The following is an 18,900-nucleotide window of genomic DNA, read 5'->3' on the forward strand; positions in this document are numbered from 1 at the left end:
AGCCTATGCCGGGTGCGCACGCCCCGGGGAGGTCAACACACGTCAGCGAGGGGACCTCGCACGCCAACTCCCCCATCCGGAAGTATTGCCGTCGCGACGTCGGATGAGTTCGCCCCGCGCCGGCCGGTGCACACCCCGAATCGATCCGGCCTGATTGCAACGGCCCGTTCCGGGAAACCGGGGACAACGACCGGCATCCGCCATTCCGGCGGGCGTCGCACGATGGCAGGAGGTTCGGATTGTCTGTCGACCGGCACGACATCGAAGTCCCGGCGCGGGAGGCCGATCCCGGCGCGCAGCACGAGGAACTGCTGGCCGCCGAGCGGTTCGCCGTGCGCAGCGGTGTTGCGCTGGTGGTGGCCGTGGCGGTCGGCGCCGGGTTCGGTGTGCTGGCGGTGCTGGCCCGTACGCGCTGGGAGCCCATGCAGCGGATGGACCAGCGGATCATCGACCGGGTGGTCTCGGCGGTCTCGGCGAACGACGGGCTGCGCAGCGGGCTGGAGGTCCTGACCCGGTTCGGGTCGAGCGTCACCCTGGTGGTGCTGCTCGCGCTGGCCGCGATCTGGCTGGCACAGCGCGGACAGCAACGCCTGGCGGTCTACGTGATTCTCACCAGCGCAGGCGGTTTCCTGCTCAATGTGGCCGTCAAAGCGGTCGTCGAACGATTGCGCCCCGAAGTGGACAACCCCGTCTACACGGCGGGCGGATGGAGCTTCCCCAGCGGGCACTCGATGAATTCCCTGGTGTGCTACGGGATTCTGCTGCTGGTGTTCACCCCCGTGCTGGGCGCGAAGACCGGGCGCGCGGTCATCGCGTTCGTCACGCTGCTCGTCGTTGCCATCGGTTTCAGCCGAATCGCCCTGGGCGTGCACTATGCCACCGACGTGGTGGGCGGCTGGCTGCTCGGTGCGCTGTGGCTGGCCTCGGCGACGTTCGCCTACCTGCGCTGGCGGGAGGACTCGGGGCTCCCGGATGCCGGGCCGCTGCCGGGCGACCTGCCCGAGGACGACGAGCAGGAACTGCGCCCCGTCCCGAATCCGCACGCCCCCATCCTGTCTCACCCGTGGCGCGGAACGGCCCGGCTCGCGGTGGCGTGGCTGCTCATCGCCGCACTGCTCATCGGCCTGGGAATGTCCATCCGGGCCCTGCAATCCGACACCACCGTGCTGCATTGGGATCACGCGATCGTGGCCTCGCTGTCCGAGAACCGCAACGGCGCACTCAATTCCGTGCTCGGCGTGTTCGGAGAGGTGGGCAACACCGCCGCGGTGATCGTCGTCGCCCTGATCGTCGCGGTCATCGCCCTGGGCGCGCGACGCGACTGGCGGCCCGCGCTGTTTCTGGCCACGGCGATGGTCGGCGAGATCACCCTGTTCCTGGCCACCACCGCCATCGTCGAACGCGACCGCCCCCGGGTCGATCATCTCAACCCGGATCTGCCACCGACCTCCAGCTTTCCGTCCGGGCACGTCGCCGCCGCCCTGACGCTCTACCTGAGCATCGCCGTCCTGCTGTGGTTCACGACCACCGGGTGGCCCTACCGGGTCCTGGCCGGAACGGTGCTGCTGATCCCGGTCCTGGTGGCGGTGCAGCGCCTCTACGCGGGCGCGCACCACCCCACCGACATCCTCGGCTCGATCACCCTGGCCGTGCTGTGGACGACGGTCGCCTGGCGGGTCATCGACCCGGTGCCCGCGCGGGCGTCCCACACCGCGTCACTGTGAAACCAGGTGCTGCGCTGGGCTTTCGGGGGCGGCCGGTCGGGCGCGCCGCAGCCATCGCGGAGCCCACCAGCACCACTCGCCCAGCACGGCCATGGACGCCGGGACCAGCAGAATGCGCAGGATGGTGGCGTCGATGAACAGCGCCGCCATCATTCCGTACGCGATGTACTTCATCATCAGCAGATCCGAGAAGGCGAAGGCCCCGACCACCACGAGCAGGATGAGCGCGGCGGCGGTGATGATGCGCGCGGTCTCGGCGGTGGCGGTGCGAATGGCCTCGTGGGTGGACAGCCCCGCGGCCCGGGCCTCGGCTATCCGGGACAGCAGGAACACCTCGTAGTCGGTGGACAGACCGTAGATCACCGCGATGACCACCACCAGGATCAGGGCCATGATCGGCTGCGGGGTGAATTCGAGCAGACCCGCGCCGTGCCCTTCGATGAAGACCCAGGTCAGGATGCCCAGGGTGGCCCCGAGCCCGAGTGCGTTCAACAGCGCCACCTTCAGCGGCAGCACCACCGAGCCGAAGGCCAGCCACAGCAGCACCGAGGTGGTCAGCAGCACGATCGCGAGCATGAGCGGCAGCCGATCCGCCAACGCGCGCAGGCTGTCTCGCAGTATCGCGGGAGAACCGCCGACCAGCACGGTGGCATCGTCCGGAACAGCGATGGCGCGCAGGGCGTCGACGGTGGGGCCCGCGGCGTGCGGGTCCACCAGCGGCGCTTCGGTGGTGAAGACGTCGGGCAACTCGGTGCTGCGCCGGGGTACGCCGAAGGGAGCGGCCAGACCCGGGACGGAATTGGCCGCGGTCCAGACCGCGCCCGCCGCGGTGGGATCGGAGGTCCGGATGATCAGGTGAACCGGATCGACGCGGCGCTGGGGGAACAACTCGTCGAACTGCTCCTGCGCCACCCGTGTGGGATGGTCCGGCGGCAGGAACCGTTCACTGATGCCGCCGAAGCTCATATCGGCGATCGGGGCGATGAGCAGCAACAGCCCAGCGCACACCGAAACCAGCACCGCGACACGGTGTTTCACCACACCGGAGATGAGCCGATACCACCGCTGTCCGGATCCGCGACCCTGGAACCAGCTCACCCCCAGCAGATTCACCCGCCGCCCGAGCAGTGTCAGCAGGGCGGGCAGCACCGTCAGCGCGGTGATTGCGGCCAGTGCCACCGTCACCATCGCCCCGATCGCGAAGGAGCGCAGGAAGTTCTGCGGGAACAGCAGCACGCCGCCGCTGGCCGCGACCACGATGATCGCGGAGAAGCCCACCGTGCGCCCGGCCGTGGTCACCGCACGCCGGACCGCGTCGTTCACCTCGTCGCCCGCCTCGAGCTGCTCCCGAAAACGGCTCACGATGAACAGCCCGTAGTCGACCGCCAGCCCGAGCCCGATCATCGAAACGACCGGTGAGACGAAGGAATTCACGTCCATGCCGATCGCGACGACCCGCATGACGCCCCAGGCGGCCAGCACCGTCAGCGCACCGATCACCAGTGGCAGCGCGGCGGCCACGACACCGCCGAAGACGAAGAACAGCAGCACCGCCACCGCCGGAATGGCCAGCAGTTCCATGCGCAGCTGATCCTGCACCATGGTGTCGTTGAGCGCGCCGCCCACGGCCTGCCCGCCCGCGACCTGCATATCCACCCCGTCGAGGTGGAACGCCCCGGCGACCGTGCGGTAGTCGCGCATGATCGCCGTCTCGTCGTCGCCGGTCAGGGCGATCGAGGCGAAGGCGTACTGCCGATCCGCGGTGCCGAAGACATTGCGCTGCGCCACACCGGTTTCGGTCGGCCAGTAGGCCCCGTTCACCTTCGAGATCTCGCCGGGGTGCTCGCGCGGCAGGCTGTCCAGGAAGCCGGACACGGTGGCCGCGAACCCCGGATCATCGATCGTCGCGCCCTCGGGGGCGCGGAACAGCAGGATCACGTCACCGGCGCGGTCGCGTCCGAAAGCGCTCTCGCGCAACCACGCCGCGCGCACCGACTCCGAGCGCGGATCGTCCCAACCGCCCGAACTCAGCTGCTCGTGCAGACCCAGCCCGTATCCGCCGAGCGCGAGCAACCCCGCCGACACCAGGCCCAGCACCAGCAACCGCCGACGCACGACGAAATCCGCCCACAGCGCGAACCCGATGAACAAAGATCAACTCCAGAGATTCGTGGGTAACGCGCGCCGATGCTACCGAATCCCGAACGCCCGCACGGGGTACACGATCGCATTCGTGGCGCCTCACAGTGCGCCGGACGAACCTTTGTGGCCGTGGATCAACCTGGCCGCTCGCAAGACGAAACCCCTTGTGGCAGCGTTAATATCGGCCGCACCACAGCGCGGTGGGCGGCCGATCTCCACGGCCGCGAGATCCGGTCGTGCCGCACCTCCGGATGATCCGGCGTCGTTCCCCTTCGAGAGACCGCCGTATTTGCGCACCCCCTTCGAAAGGAAACCTATGTCGGATATCGCTGTCGTCGGTATCGGGTGCCGTTATGCCGGCGGAATCGATTCACCGCAGAGTTTCTGGGATTTCGTGGTCGAGAAGCGGGACGGGGTCGTGGAGATACCGGCCGGCCGCTGGGATTACCGGCGCTGGTACGACGAGGACCGGCGGGCTCCGGCCCGCAGCTACACCAAGCACGGCGCGTTCCTGACCACCGATCCGTGGGAGTTCGACCCCGACTTCTTCGGCATCTCCCGCCGGGAGGCGACCGGTCTCGATCCGCAGCAGCGGCTCCTGCTCGAAATCACCTGGGAGGCACTCGATGACGCGGGCGTGGCGGCCCGCGCGGCCGGCGCTCCGGTCGGGGTGTACGTGGGCGGTTTCGTGGTGGACCAGTCGGTGGTCGGGGTCGTCGGCCCGGCGCTGCCGCAGGTGGACATGCACACCGCCGCCAGCGCCTCCTACACCATGCTCTCCAATCGAATCGCGTACGCGCTCAACCTGACCGGCCCCGCGCTCACCGTCGACACCGCCTGCTCGTCCTCGCTCGTCGCGGTGGATCTGGCCTGCCAGGCGCTCGATCGCGGCGACTGCGCGGTGGCGCTGGCGGGCGGGGTGAACATCATGCTCCAGCCCGAGACGTTCGTCATGATGTGCAAGGGCGGGTTCCTGGCCGCCGACGGCCGGTGCAAATCCTTCGACGCCGCAGGTGACGGCTACGGCCGCGGCGAGGGCGGCGGCATGATCGTGCTCAAGCGGCTCGACGACGCGGTACGCGACCGCGACCGGATCTACGCGGTGATCAAGGCCAGCGGCACCAATCAGGACGGGCGCACCACGGCCATCACCGTGCCCAATGCCACCGCGCAGGAGTCGCTGGCTCGAACGGTCTGCGCCCGTGCGGGATTGGATCCCGAGGACATCACCTACGTGGAGGCGCACGGCACCGGCACCCCGGTCGGCGACCCGATCGAACTGCGCGCCCTGGGCCGGGTCTACGGCGCTGCGGGCGGGCGCGCGGGCACCCTGGGCGTGGGCTCGCTCAAGGCCACGCTCGGCCACACCGAGGCCGCGTCCGGCGTGGCGAGCGTGATCAAGTCCGCACTCGCCATCTCCCACCGCACCATTCCGCCGCAGGGCTGGTTCGACACCGCCCACCCGGACATTCCCTTCGCCGAGCTGAACCTGCACGTCCAGCTCGAGCCCGAACCCGTCGACCCCGCGGTCGAGCGCATGACCATCGCGGTCAACGGATTCGGTTACGGCGGCACCAACGCGCACGTCATCCTGACCGAGCATGCCGCGGCAGCGGGTCCGGAACCGCACGCACCCAAGCATTTCGGGGTGCTGCCGGTGTCGGGGCGCAGTCCGGCGGCGGTGCGCGAGCTGGCCGGGCGATTCGCCGATCTGCTCGCCGCCGGCGCGGACCGGGATCACCTGGCCGAGGCGGCTTGGACCCGCATGGCCCATCATCCGTACCGCACCGGGGTCCCCGTCGGGGACGACCTCGGGCGGGAATTACGTCGCTATTGCGCGGGCGACGGCAGGGACGCGGTGCGCACACTCGCGCACCGCGTTCCCGAGCCGGTCTTCGTCTTCTCGGGCATGGGCCCGCAGTGGTGGGGTATGGCGCGTGAATTGCTCGGCGCGGATGGCGTTTTCGCGCGCACCGCGCGCCGCGTGGACGAGGCGTTCGCGGCGGTGGCCGGCTGGTCGATCGTCGAGGAGCTGCTGCGGCCCGAGGAACAATCCCGGGTGACCGCCACCGAAGTGGCCCAGCCCGCCAACTTCCTGGTGCAGGTCGCGCTGGTGGACGCGCTGGCCGAGTTCGGCGTCGTCCCGGCCGCCATCGTGGGCCACAGCGTCGGTGAGGTCGCGGCCGCCTACGTCGCGGGCGTGCTGTCGCTCGAGGACGCGGTGACCGTCGCGTATCACCGCGCTCGCCTGCAGGCCACCACGGCCGGGTCCGGCGGGATGCTCGCGGTCGGTCTGCCCGCCGACCGGGCCGCGGCCCTGGTCGAGGGCGATGAGCGGGTGGACATCGCCGCCATCAACAGCTCGGGCTCGCTGACGCTGTCCGGCGATGTCGACCGACTGGACGAGATCGCCGAAACCCTCACCGATGAAGGCGTATTCGCGCGCCGACTGCATGTGGAGGTGCCGTACCACAGTCGGCTGATGGATCCGATCCTGGACGAGCTGCGCACCGCGCTGGCCAACATCACCCCGCGCGCGCCCCGGCTGCCGCTGTATTCCACGGTGACCGGAGCGGTTGTCACCGAGGGGAACTGGGACGGTGACTACTGGTGCGCGAACGTGCGGCAGCCCGTGCGTTTCGCGGCCGCCATCGCGGCCCTGGCAAGCGCCGAACACCGGGTCTTCCTCGAGGTCGGCCCGCATCCGGTGCTGTCGGGCAACATTCGCGAGGTGCTGCTGGGGGTCGACGACACCGGCGTCACGGTCGCGACCCTCGATCGCAAGCAGCCTGATTCGGTGAGCCTGCGCCGCACACTCATCGGCCTGTACGCCGCGGGCGTCCTGAACGCCGACACGCTGTTCCCTGCCGATCATCCGGTGACCGCGCATCTGCCGCTCCCCCGCTACCCCTGGCAGCACGTCCGCCTGCACGCCCCGCACCCGCTGTTCGAGCAGCTGCGCCTGGGCACCCCGGGCGGCTACGCCATGCTCGGCGATCCCGATCTGGAGGGCCGCTCCGGCTGGCAGTTGCAGGTCGGGGCGCAGACCCTGCCGTGGATCGCCGATCACGTGGTCGCGGGCTCGCGAATCCTGCCCGGCGCGGCGTATCTGGACGCCGCGCTCAGCGCCGCGGCGGGCCGCTCCCGGCACGGGCGGGTGGCGCTCGAGGGCGTGCGATTCGTCGCGCCGCTCATCATGGCGCCCTCCGATATTCCGCTGCTGGAGACCAGCGTCGAGGATTCCAGCGGGCGCTTCCTCATCCGCTCGCGCGCCGCGACCGGCTCGGTATGGACGGTGAACGCCACCGGCCGCCTGCTGACCGACGGCTACGAGCCCTCGAAAGTCACGGTTCCCGAGGATGATTCGGCCACCGAGTTCGACCCGGAACTGTTCTACGCCGCCCTGGCCGCGCGCGGGCTCCAGTACGGCCCCGCGTTCCGGCGGGTGACCTCGGTGCGCGCCACGGTCGACACGGTGGTCGCCGCGGTGGACGCCGCCATCGGTGTCGATTCCGGGCATCTCGCACATCCCGCCGTGGTCGACGCCGCCATGCAGACGGTCGCGCTGCTGTTCGCGGACGCGAGCATGGGCGAGGGCGCGATGGTGCCGGTCGGCGTCGAGGACGTGCGCCTGTACGGTCCACTGCCCGAACACATCACCGTGGTGGCCCGCCGCGATCGGTCGACGTCGCTGTGCGCGGACGTGGATCTGCTCGACCAGGATCGCAACCTGTGCCTGCGCCTGATCGGCGTGCGGGTCGGGGCGCTCAATCCGGGTGCGGACCCGCTGCGCCGCATGGTCGACTTCTTCTACACCGACTCCATGGAGCAGCGCGACCCGCTCGATCCCAGCGCCCTGCCCCCGACCAACGGCACCGCCAGCGTGGTGGTCGCGCTGGGCCCCGGCGGCCGCGCCGATCGGCTCGCCACCGTCCTGCAGCCGTCCCGGTACCTGCACGCCGATGCCGCCGACGCCGAACTGGAAGCCGAGCTGACCGCCCACCTGGCGGCGGCCGCGGCCGAACCCGGTGTGCGCCAGGTGCACGTCTGCGTGGTCGCGGGCGCGATCGAGGACGACCTGGCCGCGCTGTGGGCGTTCAAGCGCATCGCCGTCGCCGTGGACGAGTACGCGGCCGCCACCGAGGACGCGGACGCGATGTCCACCGAGGCCGGCCGCTACCGCGCCACCCTGATCACCGAGCGCGCCTTCACCCTGCCCGGCAGCACGGTGCTGCCGAACTCGGCGCAGGCGGCCCTGGCCGGAGCCCGGCGCGTGCTGCTCAACGAGCAATTGCGCCTGCGCTGGCGGCTGGTGGACATCGAGCCGGGCATCGCCCTGATCGATCTGATCACCGAACTCGCGGTGCCGGGGGCGTTCACCCTCGACAACTCCGACGAGATCCTGCTGCGCGGCGGCAAACGCTGGGCGCCGGTGATCCAGCGCGCGCTGCAGGACCGGGTCGACGTCCTGGATACTGCGACCCCGCTGGCCGATCCCGACGCCAATTTCGCACTGGAACAACCGCGTTCGCGACTGCTCTCGGCACTGACATGGCGGGCCTGTGCACGGCCTGATCCCGGTCCGGGCGAGGTCGAAGTGCGCATGCGGGTGGTCGGGCTCAACTACAAGGACCCGCTCAAGGTCATGGGCATCCTCGGGGAACGCGAACTCGCCGCCACCTTCTTCGGCACCGCGCCCGGCATGGAGGGCGTCGGCACGGTGGAACGCGTCGGTCCCGGGGTGGCCGGGGTCGCGATCGGCGATGTGGTGGCCGTGGCCGCCAAGGACATGATGCGGCGCTTCCGCATCGTGAACGAACACCTGGTGATCCGCCTGCCCGCCGGGGCCGAGCCCGAATTGTGCACCAGCACCACCGCTTTCGGAACCGCGGAGTACGCGCTGCTCGATCTGGCCCGGCTGCTGAACGGCGAGACGGTGCTGATCCACGGCGCGGCAGGCGGCGTCGGCTCGGCGGCCATTCAGGTCGCGAAGGCGCTGGGCGCGCGGGTCATCGGCACCGCGGGCACCGATGAGCGCCGCGCACACATCCTGGAGCTGGGGGCCGATCACGCACTGAATTCGCGGTCGCTCAATTTCGCCGACGACGTGCTGGCCCTGACCGACGGGCAGGGCGCGGACGTGGTGCTGTCCACCGCACCGGGTGAGATCCTGCGCCAGAACTTCAAGGCCGTGGCCGAATTCGGCCGGATCGTGGAGGTCGGCAAGGCCGACGTCTACACCGGCGGCCTGCTCGAACTCGCCAACTTCGACAAGAACCTCACCTACTTCTCCATCGATCTGGACCGCATGTGCGCGGTGCGGCCGCGGCAGTTGGCCGAGCTGCTGCGCCGGGTCTACAGCAAGATCGAGGCCGGGTTCTATCGCGCACTGCCCTACGAGAGCTTCGAAACCCACGAGGTGGCACAGGCTTTCGACGAGGTCATCCGCTCCACGCGAACCTCGCGGGTCGCCCTGCGCATCGACGCGGAAGCCCCGCCGGTGCGGCCGAACCTGCCCGAGGTCCGAATCGACGGCGCGGCAACCTATCTGGTGACCGGCGGCTTCGGCGGCTTCGGCCTGACCACCGGTCGCTGGCTGGTGAGCAAGGGCGCGCGCCGACTGGTGCTCGTCGGTCGCAGTGGGGCGGCCACGGCCGCTGCCCGCCAACAGATCGCGGCCTGGCGCGCGCTGGGGGTCGAGGTCGTCGAGGAGGCCGCCGACGTCACCGATTTCGCGGCGGTGGCCGGTTTCGTCGCCCGGGCGCACAGCGCCGCCCATCCGCTGCGCGGCATCTTCCACGCCGCGGGCGCGGTGTCGGACAATCGCGTGGCGGCCATGGATCTGGATCAGCTCGCGCGGGTGTACCGCCCGAAGGTGCACGGTGCGCGCGCCCTGCACCGCGCGGTGATCTCCGCGGGCATCGATCTGGACGCCTTCGTGCTGTATTCCTCGGGCGGCTCCATGTTCGGCATCTTCGGCCAGTACAACTACACCGCCGCGAATGTCGCGGTGGAGGCGCTGGCCGAGCAGTGGGCGCGCACGGGTGTGCCCGCGCTCTGCATCGGCTGGGGCCACATGTCCGGCGCGACCGGCGGCATGGCGGCGGAGGAGAAGGTCTCCAAGTACCTCGACCTGGTCGGGTTCGCGCCCATCGACATGTCCGACGGCACGTCGTATCTGGAGCAGTCGCTGCGCCTGGGCGTGACCCGGGCCGCGATCATCCCCACCGACTGGGGCAAGCTCACCGCCGCCTTCCCGCAGATGGCCCGGATCGGCCGGGTCGCGACCCTGGTGGCGACCTCGGTCCGGGACAATTCCGCACTGGCGCAATTGAAGACCGAGTTGGGCGCCCTCGAGGAGAGCAAGCGCGGGCAGGCCGTGGCCCGGATGCTGGCCGATCAGCTGGCGGTCGTCATGGGCGTGGCCCCGGAATCGATCGACCTCACGGTGCCGGTCCCCGAACTGGGCCTGGATTCGCTCATGGCCGTCGAATTCGGTGCGCGCGTGGCCAAACAGCTCGGGATCGAACTCATGTCGCTGCAGATGGGCCGCACGTTCAGTCTGCTGCAGGCCGGGCCCAAGGTGGCCGAACTCATCCTGGCCACCGGTGAGCCCGTCGGAGCCCATCCGTGACCGAGATCGCCGCCGATCAGCGCGCCGAGCCCGGCGGCGCGACCGCCTGGCTCGGCTTCGCCGGCTGCCTGATCGCGGTGTTCATGCAGATGATCGATGTGACCATCGTGAACACCGCGCTCCCGGCCATGTCCGCGGACCTGTCCGCGACCCGGCAGCAGCAATTGCTGTTCGTCACCGCGTATTCGCTGGCCTTCGCCTGCACGCTGCTCACCGCGGCGCGCCTGGGCCAGCTGCTCGGGCGGCGCGCCATGTTCCTGGGTGCGGTGGTGGCGTTCACCGCGGCCTCGGTGTGGTGTGGAATGGCGGACAGCGCCGTGGAACTGGTGGCCGCGCGCACCGTGCAGGGCGCGGCGGGCGCGGGCATGGGCGCGCAGACCATCGCCATCCTGACCGCCACCTTCCCGCGTCGCCTGCACGGGCAGGTCTTCGCCCTCTACGGCGGCGTCGCGGGCTTCGCGGGCATGCTCGGGCCGATTCTGGGCGGGGCGCTGGTGACCGCGAATCCCTGGGATCTGGGCTGGCATTCGGTGTTCATGATCAACCTGCCGCTCGGCGTGCTCGCGTTCGCGCTGGGCGCGCGATACCTGAAACTGGGCAGGCCGCGCGAACGGGTCCGCTTCGATCCGGGCGGCGCGGTCCTGTCCACCGTGAGCCTGTTCGCCCTGCTGTACGCGCTGACCGATCTGCAACAGCACGGCTGGCGCGCGGTCACCGCGGTTCAACTGGGCGTCGCGCTGCTCTGGGGCGCGGTGTTCATCGCCCAGCAGCGCCGCGCCACCCGGCACGGCGCCGACCCGCTGCTGCGCTTCGACCTGTTCGCCGATCGCGGTTTCGCGATCGGCGCGGGCCTGGTCGCGGTGTTCTTCGGGCTGTTCACCGCGTTCGTCTTCACCGTGTCGGTCACCCTGCAGGACGAGATGGGCCTCTCGCCCTGGCATACCGGCCTGCTCATGACCCCGTTCGCACTCGGGGCGGGCGCGGGCGCGGTGGTGTCGCCGATCGTGGTGGGACGGTGGGGCGTTCGTACCCTGGCGGCGGGTATGGCGCTGTACGCCGGCTGCATCGCGTTCGGCACCACGTACCTGTACATCATGGAGAGCGTGCCCGCGCTGCCGCTGGCCGCCGGGCCGATCTTCCTGTCCGGCTTGGGCGTCGGGCTCTTCGGCGTGCAATTGCAGCCCATCATGTTGTCCGCCCTGGACCAGGCACGCATGGACGCGGCCTCGGGTCTGCTGCCGACCGTCGAGCAGATCGGCAACGGGCTGGGGCTGGCCCTGTTGAGCGCGGTGTTCTTCCGTTCGCACAGCATGACGGGCAGCATCACCATGTTCGCGGCCATCGCGGTGGTGGCGGCGCTGCTGGCGATCGCGACCCTGGCATTGCCCGAACCGGCGGCGCGGCAATGACGTTCCCGCGTGCCGTCGATCCCGGGCACACGGCACGGCCGGCACGGCATGCGCCGGACGAACCGCCCCCGTTCGCCTGGCGCGCGGTCGCCATCGTCACCGCGGCCGCGGGCGTGTTGTTCGCGGCCGGCCTCGGCCGGTACGAATTCGGCGGGGACGAACTGTATTTCATCGCGGCCGGAAAGCATCCCGCCTTCGGCTACGCCGATCAGGGCCCGCTGATACCGCTGCTCGCCGCCGCCGCGGACGCCCTCGACCCCGGTTCCACCGTGGCGCTGCGGCTGCCGGCGCTGGTCGCGACCCTGGTCGCGATCGTGCTCTGCGCCGCGATCACCCGCGAATTCGGCGGCGGCCGCGCCGCGCAGACCCTGGCGGCGCTGGCCTACGCGGCCACGCCCGCCGCGGTCATGCAGTCGGCGATCCTGACCACGTTCGCCCTGGACGCCACGTTCACCGCCGCGATCAGCTGGCTGCTGATCCGCTGGGTGCGCACCCGGCGGGACCCGCTGCTGGTGGCGGCGTGGCTGGTGGCCGCCCTGGATCTACAGGTGAAATGGCTGGTCCCCCTGGTATGGGCGGGGCTGATCGCGGGCGTGCTGCTGTTCGGTCCGCGGGAGATGCTGCGCCGCGGAGCTTTCTGGCTCGGGGCCGCGCTGTTCACCGCGGCCGCGCTGCCCACACTGTGGTGGCAGCAGGTCAACGGCTGGCCGCAGTTGGGGATGGGCGCGGTGATTCGCGGTGAGCAGCTGGCCACCAGCGGCGGAACCTGGGCCATGCCGTGGCAGATCATCATGGTGACCGGGCCGATGGGAGCACTGCTGCTGATCGGCATGTGGGCCGGGGCACGCTGGGAGGCGCTGCGCCCCTACCGATTCCTGATTCCCATCGTGTGTGCCTGGCTGCTGGCCGTGCTGCTCGGTGGCCTGCGCACCTACTACGTGGTGGGCGCGTTCCCCGGATTGTTCGCGGCCGGCGCGGCATATCTGGCCTGGCGCGGCGTCGGATCCTGGCTGCGCGCCTGCGGTCTCGCGCTCGTGGCGCTGGGTGTGGCGATCAGTGTGCTGGCCGTGCTGGCCCTGCCGATCTCCGAGACCCACCTGCGGCCCACCGACACCTACGCCCAGATCGACTGGCGCGCACGACTCTTCGGCCCCTCCGGTTGGAACGACCTGCTCGCGGGCGTGGAGGACGCGCACGGCCGGGTGCCCGCCGCCGAACGCCCCGGGCTGATCATCATCACCCAGAACTATTGGCAGGCCGCCGGACTCGAACACTTCGGCCGCACCGTGCGCCTGCCGCCGATCTACAGCCTCAATCGCGGCTACGGGTACTTCCCGCCGCCGCCCGACACCGCGACCACCGTGCTGTACGTGGGCGTCGACGCCCCCGACACGGGGCTCGGCGTCGAGTGCGCCGAAGTGATCGCTCTGACCCGTATCGACCGGCCGCTCGGCTTCCCGAGCGTGAATCGCGATGTGACGGTGTGGTTGTGCCGCGAACCTCGGGTGCACTGGTCCACCGACTGGCCGAGCCTGCGCACCCTGCGCATGGTCGACGGCACGAGCAAGTGACAGTGCCGGACTCCGGCAGCAACGAACAGGGATGAACCATGGTGAGTTTCGGATTGATCGACGAGTGGGAGCCCGCCTCGGGCCGGGTACTGACCTGGGCGGCCACGCCCGCGGCACTGGCCGCCGCGGCGATCGCACCGGTCCATCCCGCACCGCCGTCCCATCAGCAGGAGGAGTACCTGCGCGCCGCGGACCGCAACTCCGGCACGGACTTCCGCTTCTCCGGACTGTGCCTGGTCACCGCCGAGGTGCCCGGACTGCTGGACCGGGACGCCATGACGCGGGCGATCAACGCGTTCCTGCTGCGGCACGACACCTTCCGCACCTGGTTCGAGCGCGCCGAGGGCGGCGAACTGCTGCGGCATCTGCTGCCGCCCGAGGCGGTCGCCTTCGAACCCACCGACCACGGCGAGATAGACAACTCCGAAGCCATTCGCCAGCACGTGCACAAGACCACACCGGGTCCATTCCAGTGGGACTGCTTCACCTTCGGGGCCATCGAGCACGGGGACGCCACCACCCTGTACCTGGCGGTCGATCATCTGCACACCGACGGTGTCGCACAGTACATCTCGTGCTTCGACCTGGCCCAGTTGTACGCCCGCGAGATCGGCGAGCTCACCGAGCCGCTCATGGAACCGGCCAGCTTCGTGGATTACTGCGCGCGCGAACGCGAACGCTCGGCCCAGCTCACCGCGGCGTCCCCGGGGGTGCGCAGATGGCTGGAGCTGGTGCGCGGCAACGACGGTGAATTGCCGTCTTTTCCTTTGGATCTGGGCACCCGGCTGGACGGTTACAGCCGCAGCGCCCATCGCACGCTGCCGCTGTTCGACGAAGCCCAGGCCCGCCGCTTCGAGAGCGCCTGCGAGGCGAACGGCGCGGAGTTCACCGGTGGCATCTTCGCGATCGCGGCGCTGACCCAGCGCGAACTCACCGGCGGTGACTACTACTTCGGCATGACCCCCATCAGCACCCGCGCGACCTTCGCCGAGATCGCCACCGTGGGCTGGTTCGTCACCCTCGTCCCGGTCGCGTTCCCGGTGAGCGCCACCGCGGACTTCGACCGCACCGTGACTCGCGCCCAGCGCGCGTACGAGAACGGGGTGCGCCTGACCGGGGTCTCGTTCCATCGCGTGCTGGAACTGGCCGCCGACGACGCCACCGTCGCGGTGCCCGCCGGCTGGGTGACCCCGATGATCTCCTACGTCGATGCCCGGGACTTCGTGGGCAACGAACTGTTCGACGTGGCCAACGGCGGGGTGTACGCCAATCGCGCTGCGAGCGAGCAGGTTCTGATGTGGATCAACCGGCTGCCCGCAGGCACGTCGCTGAGCGTCATCTATCCCGACACCCCCGTCGCGCACGAATCGGTGGATCGCTATCTCACCGTCATGCGGGCGGGCTTCCTGCGCGCCGCGGGCGTGGATGGCTGAGCCGAGCGGTCACCGAGCCAGGGCCGCTTCGAACAGCGGCCAGGAGTTGTGCAGATCCTGCTGCCAGTACGGCCAGGAGTGCGTGCCGCTCGGGCGCATGTCGAAGGTCGCCGGAATATCCAACTCGCGCAGTCGATCCCGTAGCTGACCGGTGCATCGAGCCGTCACCGCGTCCAGGATGCCGCCGATCACCAGTTGGTCGACCAGCTTGACCGAATTCCCGTTCACCCCCGGCCCGCCGAGGGTGTCGTAGGGACCCGGGATGCCCGTTCCGGTGGCGACGTAGATCGCCAGCCCGCGCAGGCCGTCCGCGTGCAGGTACGGATCGTTGACCGCCCAGGCCGGATCCCCCGGCGGCCCCCACATATTGAGCGGATTGCCGCGCCGCGAGGCCACGATGGCATTGACCATCAACTGCCCCGACGGATCGCTGGTGCGCACGCAGCCGCTGTAGGAACCGATCGCGCGGTACCTGCCGGGGGCGGCCAGGGCCAGGCGGAACACCGACGAGCTCGCCATCGACAGGCCCGCGACGGCGTTGGCCCCGGTGCCGCGGAAGGCCGAATCGATGACCGGGGGCAGTTCCGCGGTCAGGAAGGTGATCCAGCGCTGGCGGCCCAGGACCGGGTCGTCGGTCCGCCAGTCCGCGAAGAAGCTGCCCCCGCCGCCGACCGGCATCACCACGGTCACCTGTTTGTCCGCGAAGAAGCGTTCGGCGTCGGTTCTGGTGAGCCAGTTCGCGCCGTCGCTCCACAGCCCGGTGTCCGAGCCGCCGTCGACGCCGTTGAGCAGATACAGCACCGGGGCCGATCGTGAATCATCTTGCGCCGGCAGTATTTCCACCGGAATCGGGCGGCCCATGGCCGTCGAGTACACGCTGAGGTTCACGATGCGCCCGGGCCCCTGTCCGGCCGAGATCAGGTGCGCGCCATCGGCTCCCGGCCGGGCGGCGACCATCGCCCGCTCGGGCAGCGGGGCCTGGATCTCCACGACCGGCTCGGCGCGGACCGTGCCGAGCGAGGCCAGGAACAGCAGGGTGACGAACAGCAGGGCCACGCGCATCATGCGGACGAAAGTAGGCCCGCGCGGCCACGGAAATCGCAGGTCACCCGAATCCTGGAGAACACTCCAGTCGGACCGCGCCCGGGCTGGTATCGGCCACAACCACGATCGCGCCGAAAAGATGAGCGACCGCGCACATCTATCGCCCGCATTGGGTCCCCGCACGCTGAACGAACGGCGATAACAGCAGGTGGAAGCCGATTTCACCGAGCACGGAAACCGGAGGCGGAAGGGAGTAGAAGGTGAGCCGAAGATCACCTTAGAGTTCGGTTGGCGCCGTTGACGTGCGGTATCCATCTCGAAGGGAGTCGACGATGACATCCGACAGAGCACACGGAACGGGACTGATGGTCTCGGGCGAGCCGATGTCCGGCCCACTGCGGGATGTGGGCAAGGTATCTCGAAAACTGGTGGGGCACTTCATAGACAACGTGATCCCGTGCGGCACGCTGCCCGGCGACGTCATCTCCGGGGAGGTCACCGCCATCACCCGCGTCTGCCTCGAGCTGGCGGTGAGCATGCTGGACGGCCAGGACATCCCCGCCAAGACCGGGCGGCTGAGCGAGGCGGCGGCCGGCTGGGCCCGCGAAGGCGTGCCGATCGACACCGTCCTGCACTCGATTCACGAGGGCTTCAAACTCGGGATGGATCTGATCCTGTCCGACGCCGCGGCCCACGAGGACTACCGCAGTCTCGTGACAGGGGCGAAGCTCGTGGTGGAGATGCTGGACACCATCTCGGTGCCGGTGGTCGCCGCGTACGTGCGCGAGCACCGTGCGGTCGTGAGCGAGCACCACACCTCGGTGCACACGCTGACCTCGGCGCTGCTGAGCGGGCACGCCACCTCGACCATGGCCCGCGAATGCGGCATCGACATCGCGCCCGAGTATTCGGTGCTGGCGCTGTCGATTCCGGAGCACCCGGACGAACGCCATCCCATGCTCGACGGCCGGGTGGTCGCCCGCCGCAAACTGCGCCGCCTGCAGGCCGAACTCGCCACCCGCTGCGGTGACACCGCGCTGGCGCTGCTGAGCGTGGACGGCGGCACCCTGCTCGTGCCCACCGTGGCGACCGACCCCGCCGGGCTGGACGAACTGCTCGCCCGGCTCTCGGCGGCGGCCCGGGTCCCGGTCACCGCGACCGTGGTCGTCACGACACCCGGCGATGTGCCGTCCGCGGCCGATCGCGCGCACGAGCTGCTGGACATGGTGCAGCGCCTGAACTGCGAGGCCGGGCTGTTCCGCTTCGCGGACATGGCCCTGGAATATCAGCTGACCCGGCCGGGATTGGGCCGGGAGATGCTCGGCGCGCTGCTGGATCCGCTGGACAACCACCCGGAACTGCTCCAGACCCTGCGCTGCCACATCAGCACCAATCTCAATCGCCAGCGCACCGCGCGCCTGCTGCACGTGCACACCAACACCGTGGACTACCGGATCAAACGGATCTGCCAGCTCACCGGATTCGACCCCGCGGCGGCCTCGGGACTGTGGCAGCTGCGCGCGGCGCTGATCGCGCGCTCGTTCAACGCCGCCGATCCGGGGTGAAGCTCACCTCGGCGGTCGCGTAGCCGAAGAGCTTGGCGCCCTGCGACTTCGCGTCGATGGCGATGGTGGCTACCCGGCGGCGGCGATCGCAGGCCACGACCCGGCCGTTGAATTCCAGTCCCGCGCCGCCGATGTCGGGCACCGCCAGGTGGTGCATGCGGTCGGAGTACTCGACCCAGTACTTGGTGACCGCGGCCGGATCCCGCGTCCAGTCGCTGACGTAGCCGGTGGCCAGCGCCGAGACCAGCATGCTCGGCACCACCAACGCGGGCCGGTCGCGGGACAGGAAGCGGTCCGACACCGTCCCGGGTTCCGGATCGCCCACGGCGAGGCCGTAATTCACGATATCGCCGGCCGCGAGGGTGAAGTCCGCGGTGGGCAGTTCGGTGCCGACCACCAGGGCGTCGAAGTCGATGCCTGTCCACGCCGTGCGGCTGTTGCGGATCACCCGCCGGCCCGGCGTCGCCGTGACCGGGGCCGGGCGCGCGGTGCGGATCGCGCCGTCACCGGCGGACAGGGTGCTGGTGAGCAGCGCCGCCGATCCGCGCTGCACCACCGCGCCGAGCTGGTCGGTGAGCACCCCGGTCACCGTTACGACGTCGAACGAGCGCAGGTGCCTGACCGATTCGAAGGTGATCTCGCACTCGAGCACGTCACCGGCCAGGAGCGGGCGGTCGATCTCGAGGGTCTGATCCACGTGGACCACCCGATCGATCCGGTGGCCCGACAGCAACCGCGCGAGGATCTCCGATCGCGCGCGCTGCCAGACCAGCGTGGCGAAGGTGGGCGGTGCGACCACCGCGCCGAATCCCAGCTGGCGAGCCGCGGATTCGTGCCAGTGCGCGGGATGATAGGCCTGCACGGCGCGAGCGAATTCCCGAATTCGGCCGCGTTCCACCGGAAACGGGCTCGCGCACCGGAACCGCTTGCCGACCAATTCCCGGGACCGGGCCGGCGCTACTCGCTGGGGACCACTCATCATCGGTTCCTTTCGGGTGAGACGCCGCCGTGCGGCGGTTCCCGCGTCCGGAATCGGCACGCCGGTTCGGACCATGATTCGCCTTCCGGAAACGCGAGTGTGGAATCGATTTCGATGTCTGGGTGAATTCACCACCGGCCGCCGCTTCGACTTGTGACGGTGCAGCATCCGCCGAACCAGCGGGCAAGGCCCGGCGCAACCTCGCGGTTTCGGCGCGAATGCCCGCGCGACGCGCATATCTTGTCGAGCCTCATGGTTTGCACCCACCGAATTGGTGACCTATCCAGAACCGGGTTTCAGCGGGTCCGGACGCCGGTGCGCCGGTCCTAGCGTTGCCGTGGTCGCGAGATCCGAAACCACTTCCGTGGCAATACGACTCGCACCGAGAAATGCGCTGGA

9 protein-coding genes are annotated in these 18,900 nt (G+C 70.0%); 6 read left to right on the plus strand and 3 right to left on the minus strand.

What is annotated here, in order from left to right:
• Positions 1–239: 239 nt before the first annotated feature.
• On the plus strand, positions 240–1,724 hold the full coding sequence (locus ACFVBH_RS22915; RefSeq protein WP_379004205.1) for a phosphatase PAP2 family protein: 1,485 nt from the start codon (positions 240–242) through the stop codon (positions 1,722–1,724).
• On the opposite strand, the gene ACFVBH_RS22920 is transcribed toward ACFVBH_RS22915, so the two are convergent.
• Entirely contained in the window at positions 1,716–3,875 is a 2,160-nt protein-coding gene (locus ACFVBH_RS22920) for an MMPL family transporter (protein ID WP_379004207.1), read from the minus strand. The two genes, ACFVBH_RS22915 and ACFVBH_RS22920, sit on opposite strands and share 9 nt — an antisense overlap.
• Positions 3,876–4,182: 307 nt before the next feature.
• On the opposite strand from ACFVBH_RS22920, the gene ACFVBH_RS22925 reads away from it, so the two are divergent.
• The 4 genes from ACFVBH_RS22925 to ACFVBH_RS22940 are packed head-to-tail and all read left to right on the plus strand — an operon-like array spanning position 4,183 to position 14,913.
• On the plus strand, positions 4,183–10,500 hold the full coding sequence (locus ACFVBH_RS22925) for a type I polyketide synthase (RefSeq protein WP_379004209.1): 6,318 nt from the start codon (positions 4,183–4,185) through the stop codon (positions 10,498–10,500).
• Positions 10,497–11,909 carry an MFS transporter gene (locus ACFVBH_RS22930; RefSeq protein WP_379004211.1) on the plus strand — a complete coding sequence of 471 codons (1,413 nt, stop codon included), beginning with the start codon at positions 10,497–10,499 and terminating at the stop codon, positions 11,907–11,909. Before ACFVBH_RS22925 ends, ACFVBH_RS22930 begins: the two co-directional genes overlap by 4 nt.
• Positions 11,906–13,480: an ArnT family glycosyltransferase gene (locus tag ACFVBH_RS22935; RefSeq protein WP_379004213.1), complete on the plus strand. Its 1,575-nt coding sequence runs from the start codon at positions 11,906–11,908 to the stop codon at positions 13,478–13,480. The genes ACFVBH_RS22930 and ACFVBH_RS22935 overlap by 4 nt, the downstream gene beginning before the upstream one ends.
• Before the next feature lie 38 nt (positions 13,481–13,518).
• Positions 13,519–14,913 carry a condensation domain-containing protein gene (locus tag ACFVBH_RS22940; protein WP_354984771.1) on the plus strand — a complete coding sequence of 465 codons (1,395 nt, stop codon included), beginning with the start codon at positions 13,519–13,521 and terminating at the stop codon, positions 14,911–14,913.
• Between the two features lie 9 nt (positions 14,914–14,922).
• On the opposite strand, the gene ACFVBH_RS22945 is transcribed toward ACFVBH_RS22940, so the two are convergent.
• Complete coding sequence (locus ACFVBH_RS22945) at positions 14,923–15,978, minus strand: alpha/beta hydrolase (protein ID WP_379004217.1); 1,056 nt, start codon at positions 15,976–15,978, stop codon at positions 14,923–14,925.
• A 311-nt stretch (positions 15,979–16,289) separates the two neighbouring features.
• Here ACFVBH_RS22945 and ACFVBH_RS22950 point away from each other — a divergent pair, with 311 nt between their 5' ends.
• Entirely contained in the window at positions 16,290–17,522 is a 1,233-nt protein-coding gene (locus tag ACFVBH_RS22950; RefSeq protein WP_354984773.1) for a helix-turn-helix domain-containing protein, read from the plus strand.
• Here the strand turns inward: ACFVBH_RS22950 and ACFVBH_RS22955 are convergent.
• Positions 17,500–18,501: a MaoC family dehydratase N-terminal domain-containing protein gene (locus ACFVBH_RS22955; protein WP_379004219.1), complete on the minus strand. Its 1,002-nt coding sequence runs from the start codon at positions 18,499–18,501 to the stop codon at positions 17,500–17,502. The two genes, ACFVBH_RS22950 and ACFVBH_RS22955, sit on opposite strands and share 23 nt — an antisense overlap.
• Positions 18,502–18,900: the final 399 nt, after the last annotated feature.

Origin of the sequence: Nocardia sp. NPDC057668 (assembly GCF_042799795.1) — a bacterium.
Taxonomy (GTDB): Bacteria; Actinomycetota; Actinomycetes; order Mycobacteriales; family Mycobacteriaceae; genus Nocardia.

Coding starts and splice junctions, on each gene's coding strand:
- ACFVBH_RS22945 (WP_379004217.1), bottom strand. CDS start 15,978: ATGATGCGCGTGGCCCTGCTGTTCGTCACCCTGCTGTTCCTGGCCTCG.
- ACFVBH_RS22935 (WP_379004213.1), top strand. CDS start 11,906: ATGACGTTCCCGCGTGCCGTCGATCCCGGGCACACGGCACGGCCGGCA.
- ACFVBH_RS22955 (WP_379004219.1), bottom strand. CDS start 18,501: ATGAGTGGTCCCCAGCGAGTAGCGCCGGCCCGGTCCCGGGAATTGGTC.
- ACFVBH_RS22925 (WP_379004209.1), top strand. CDS start 4,183: ATGTCGGATATCGCTGTCGTCGGTATCGGGTGCCGTTATGCCGGCGGA.
- ACFVBH_RS22950 (WP_354984773.1), top strand. CDS start 16,290: ATGACATCCGACAGAGCACACGGAACGGGACTGATGGTCTCGGGCGAG.
- ACFVBH_RS22940 (WP_354984771.1), top strand. CDS start 13,519: ATGGTGAGTTTCGGATTGATCGACGAGTGGGAGCCCGCCTCGGGCCGG.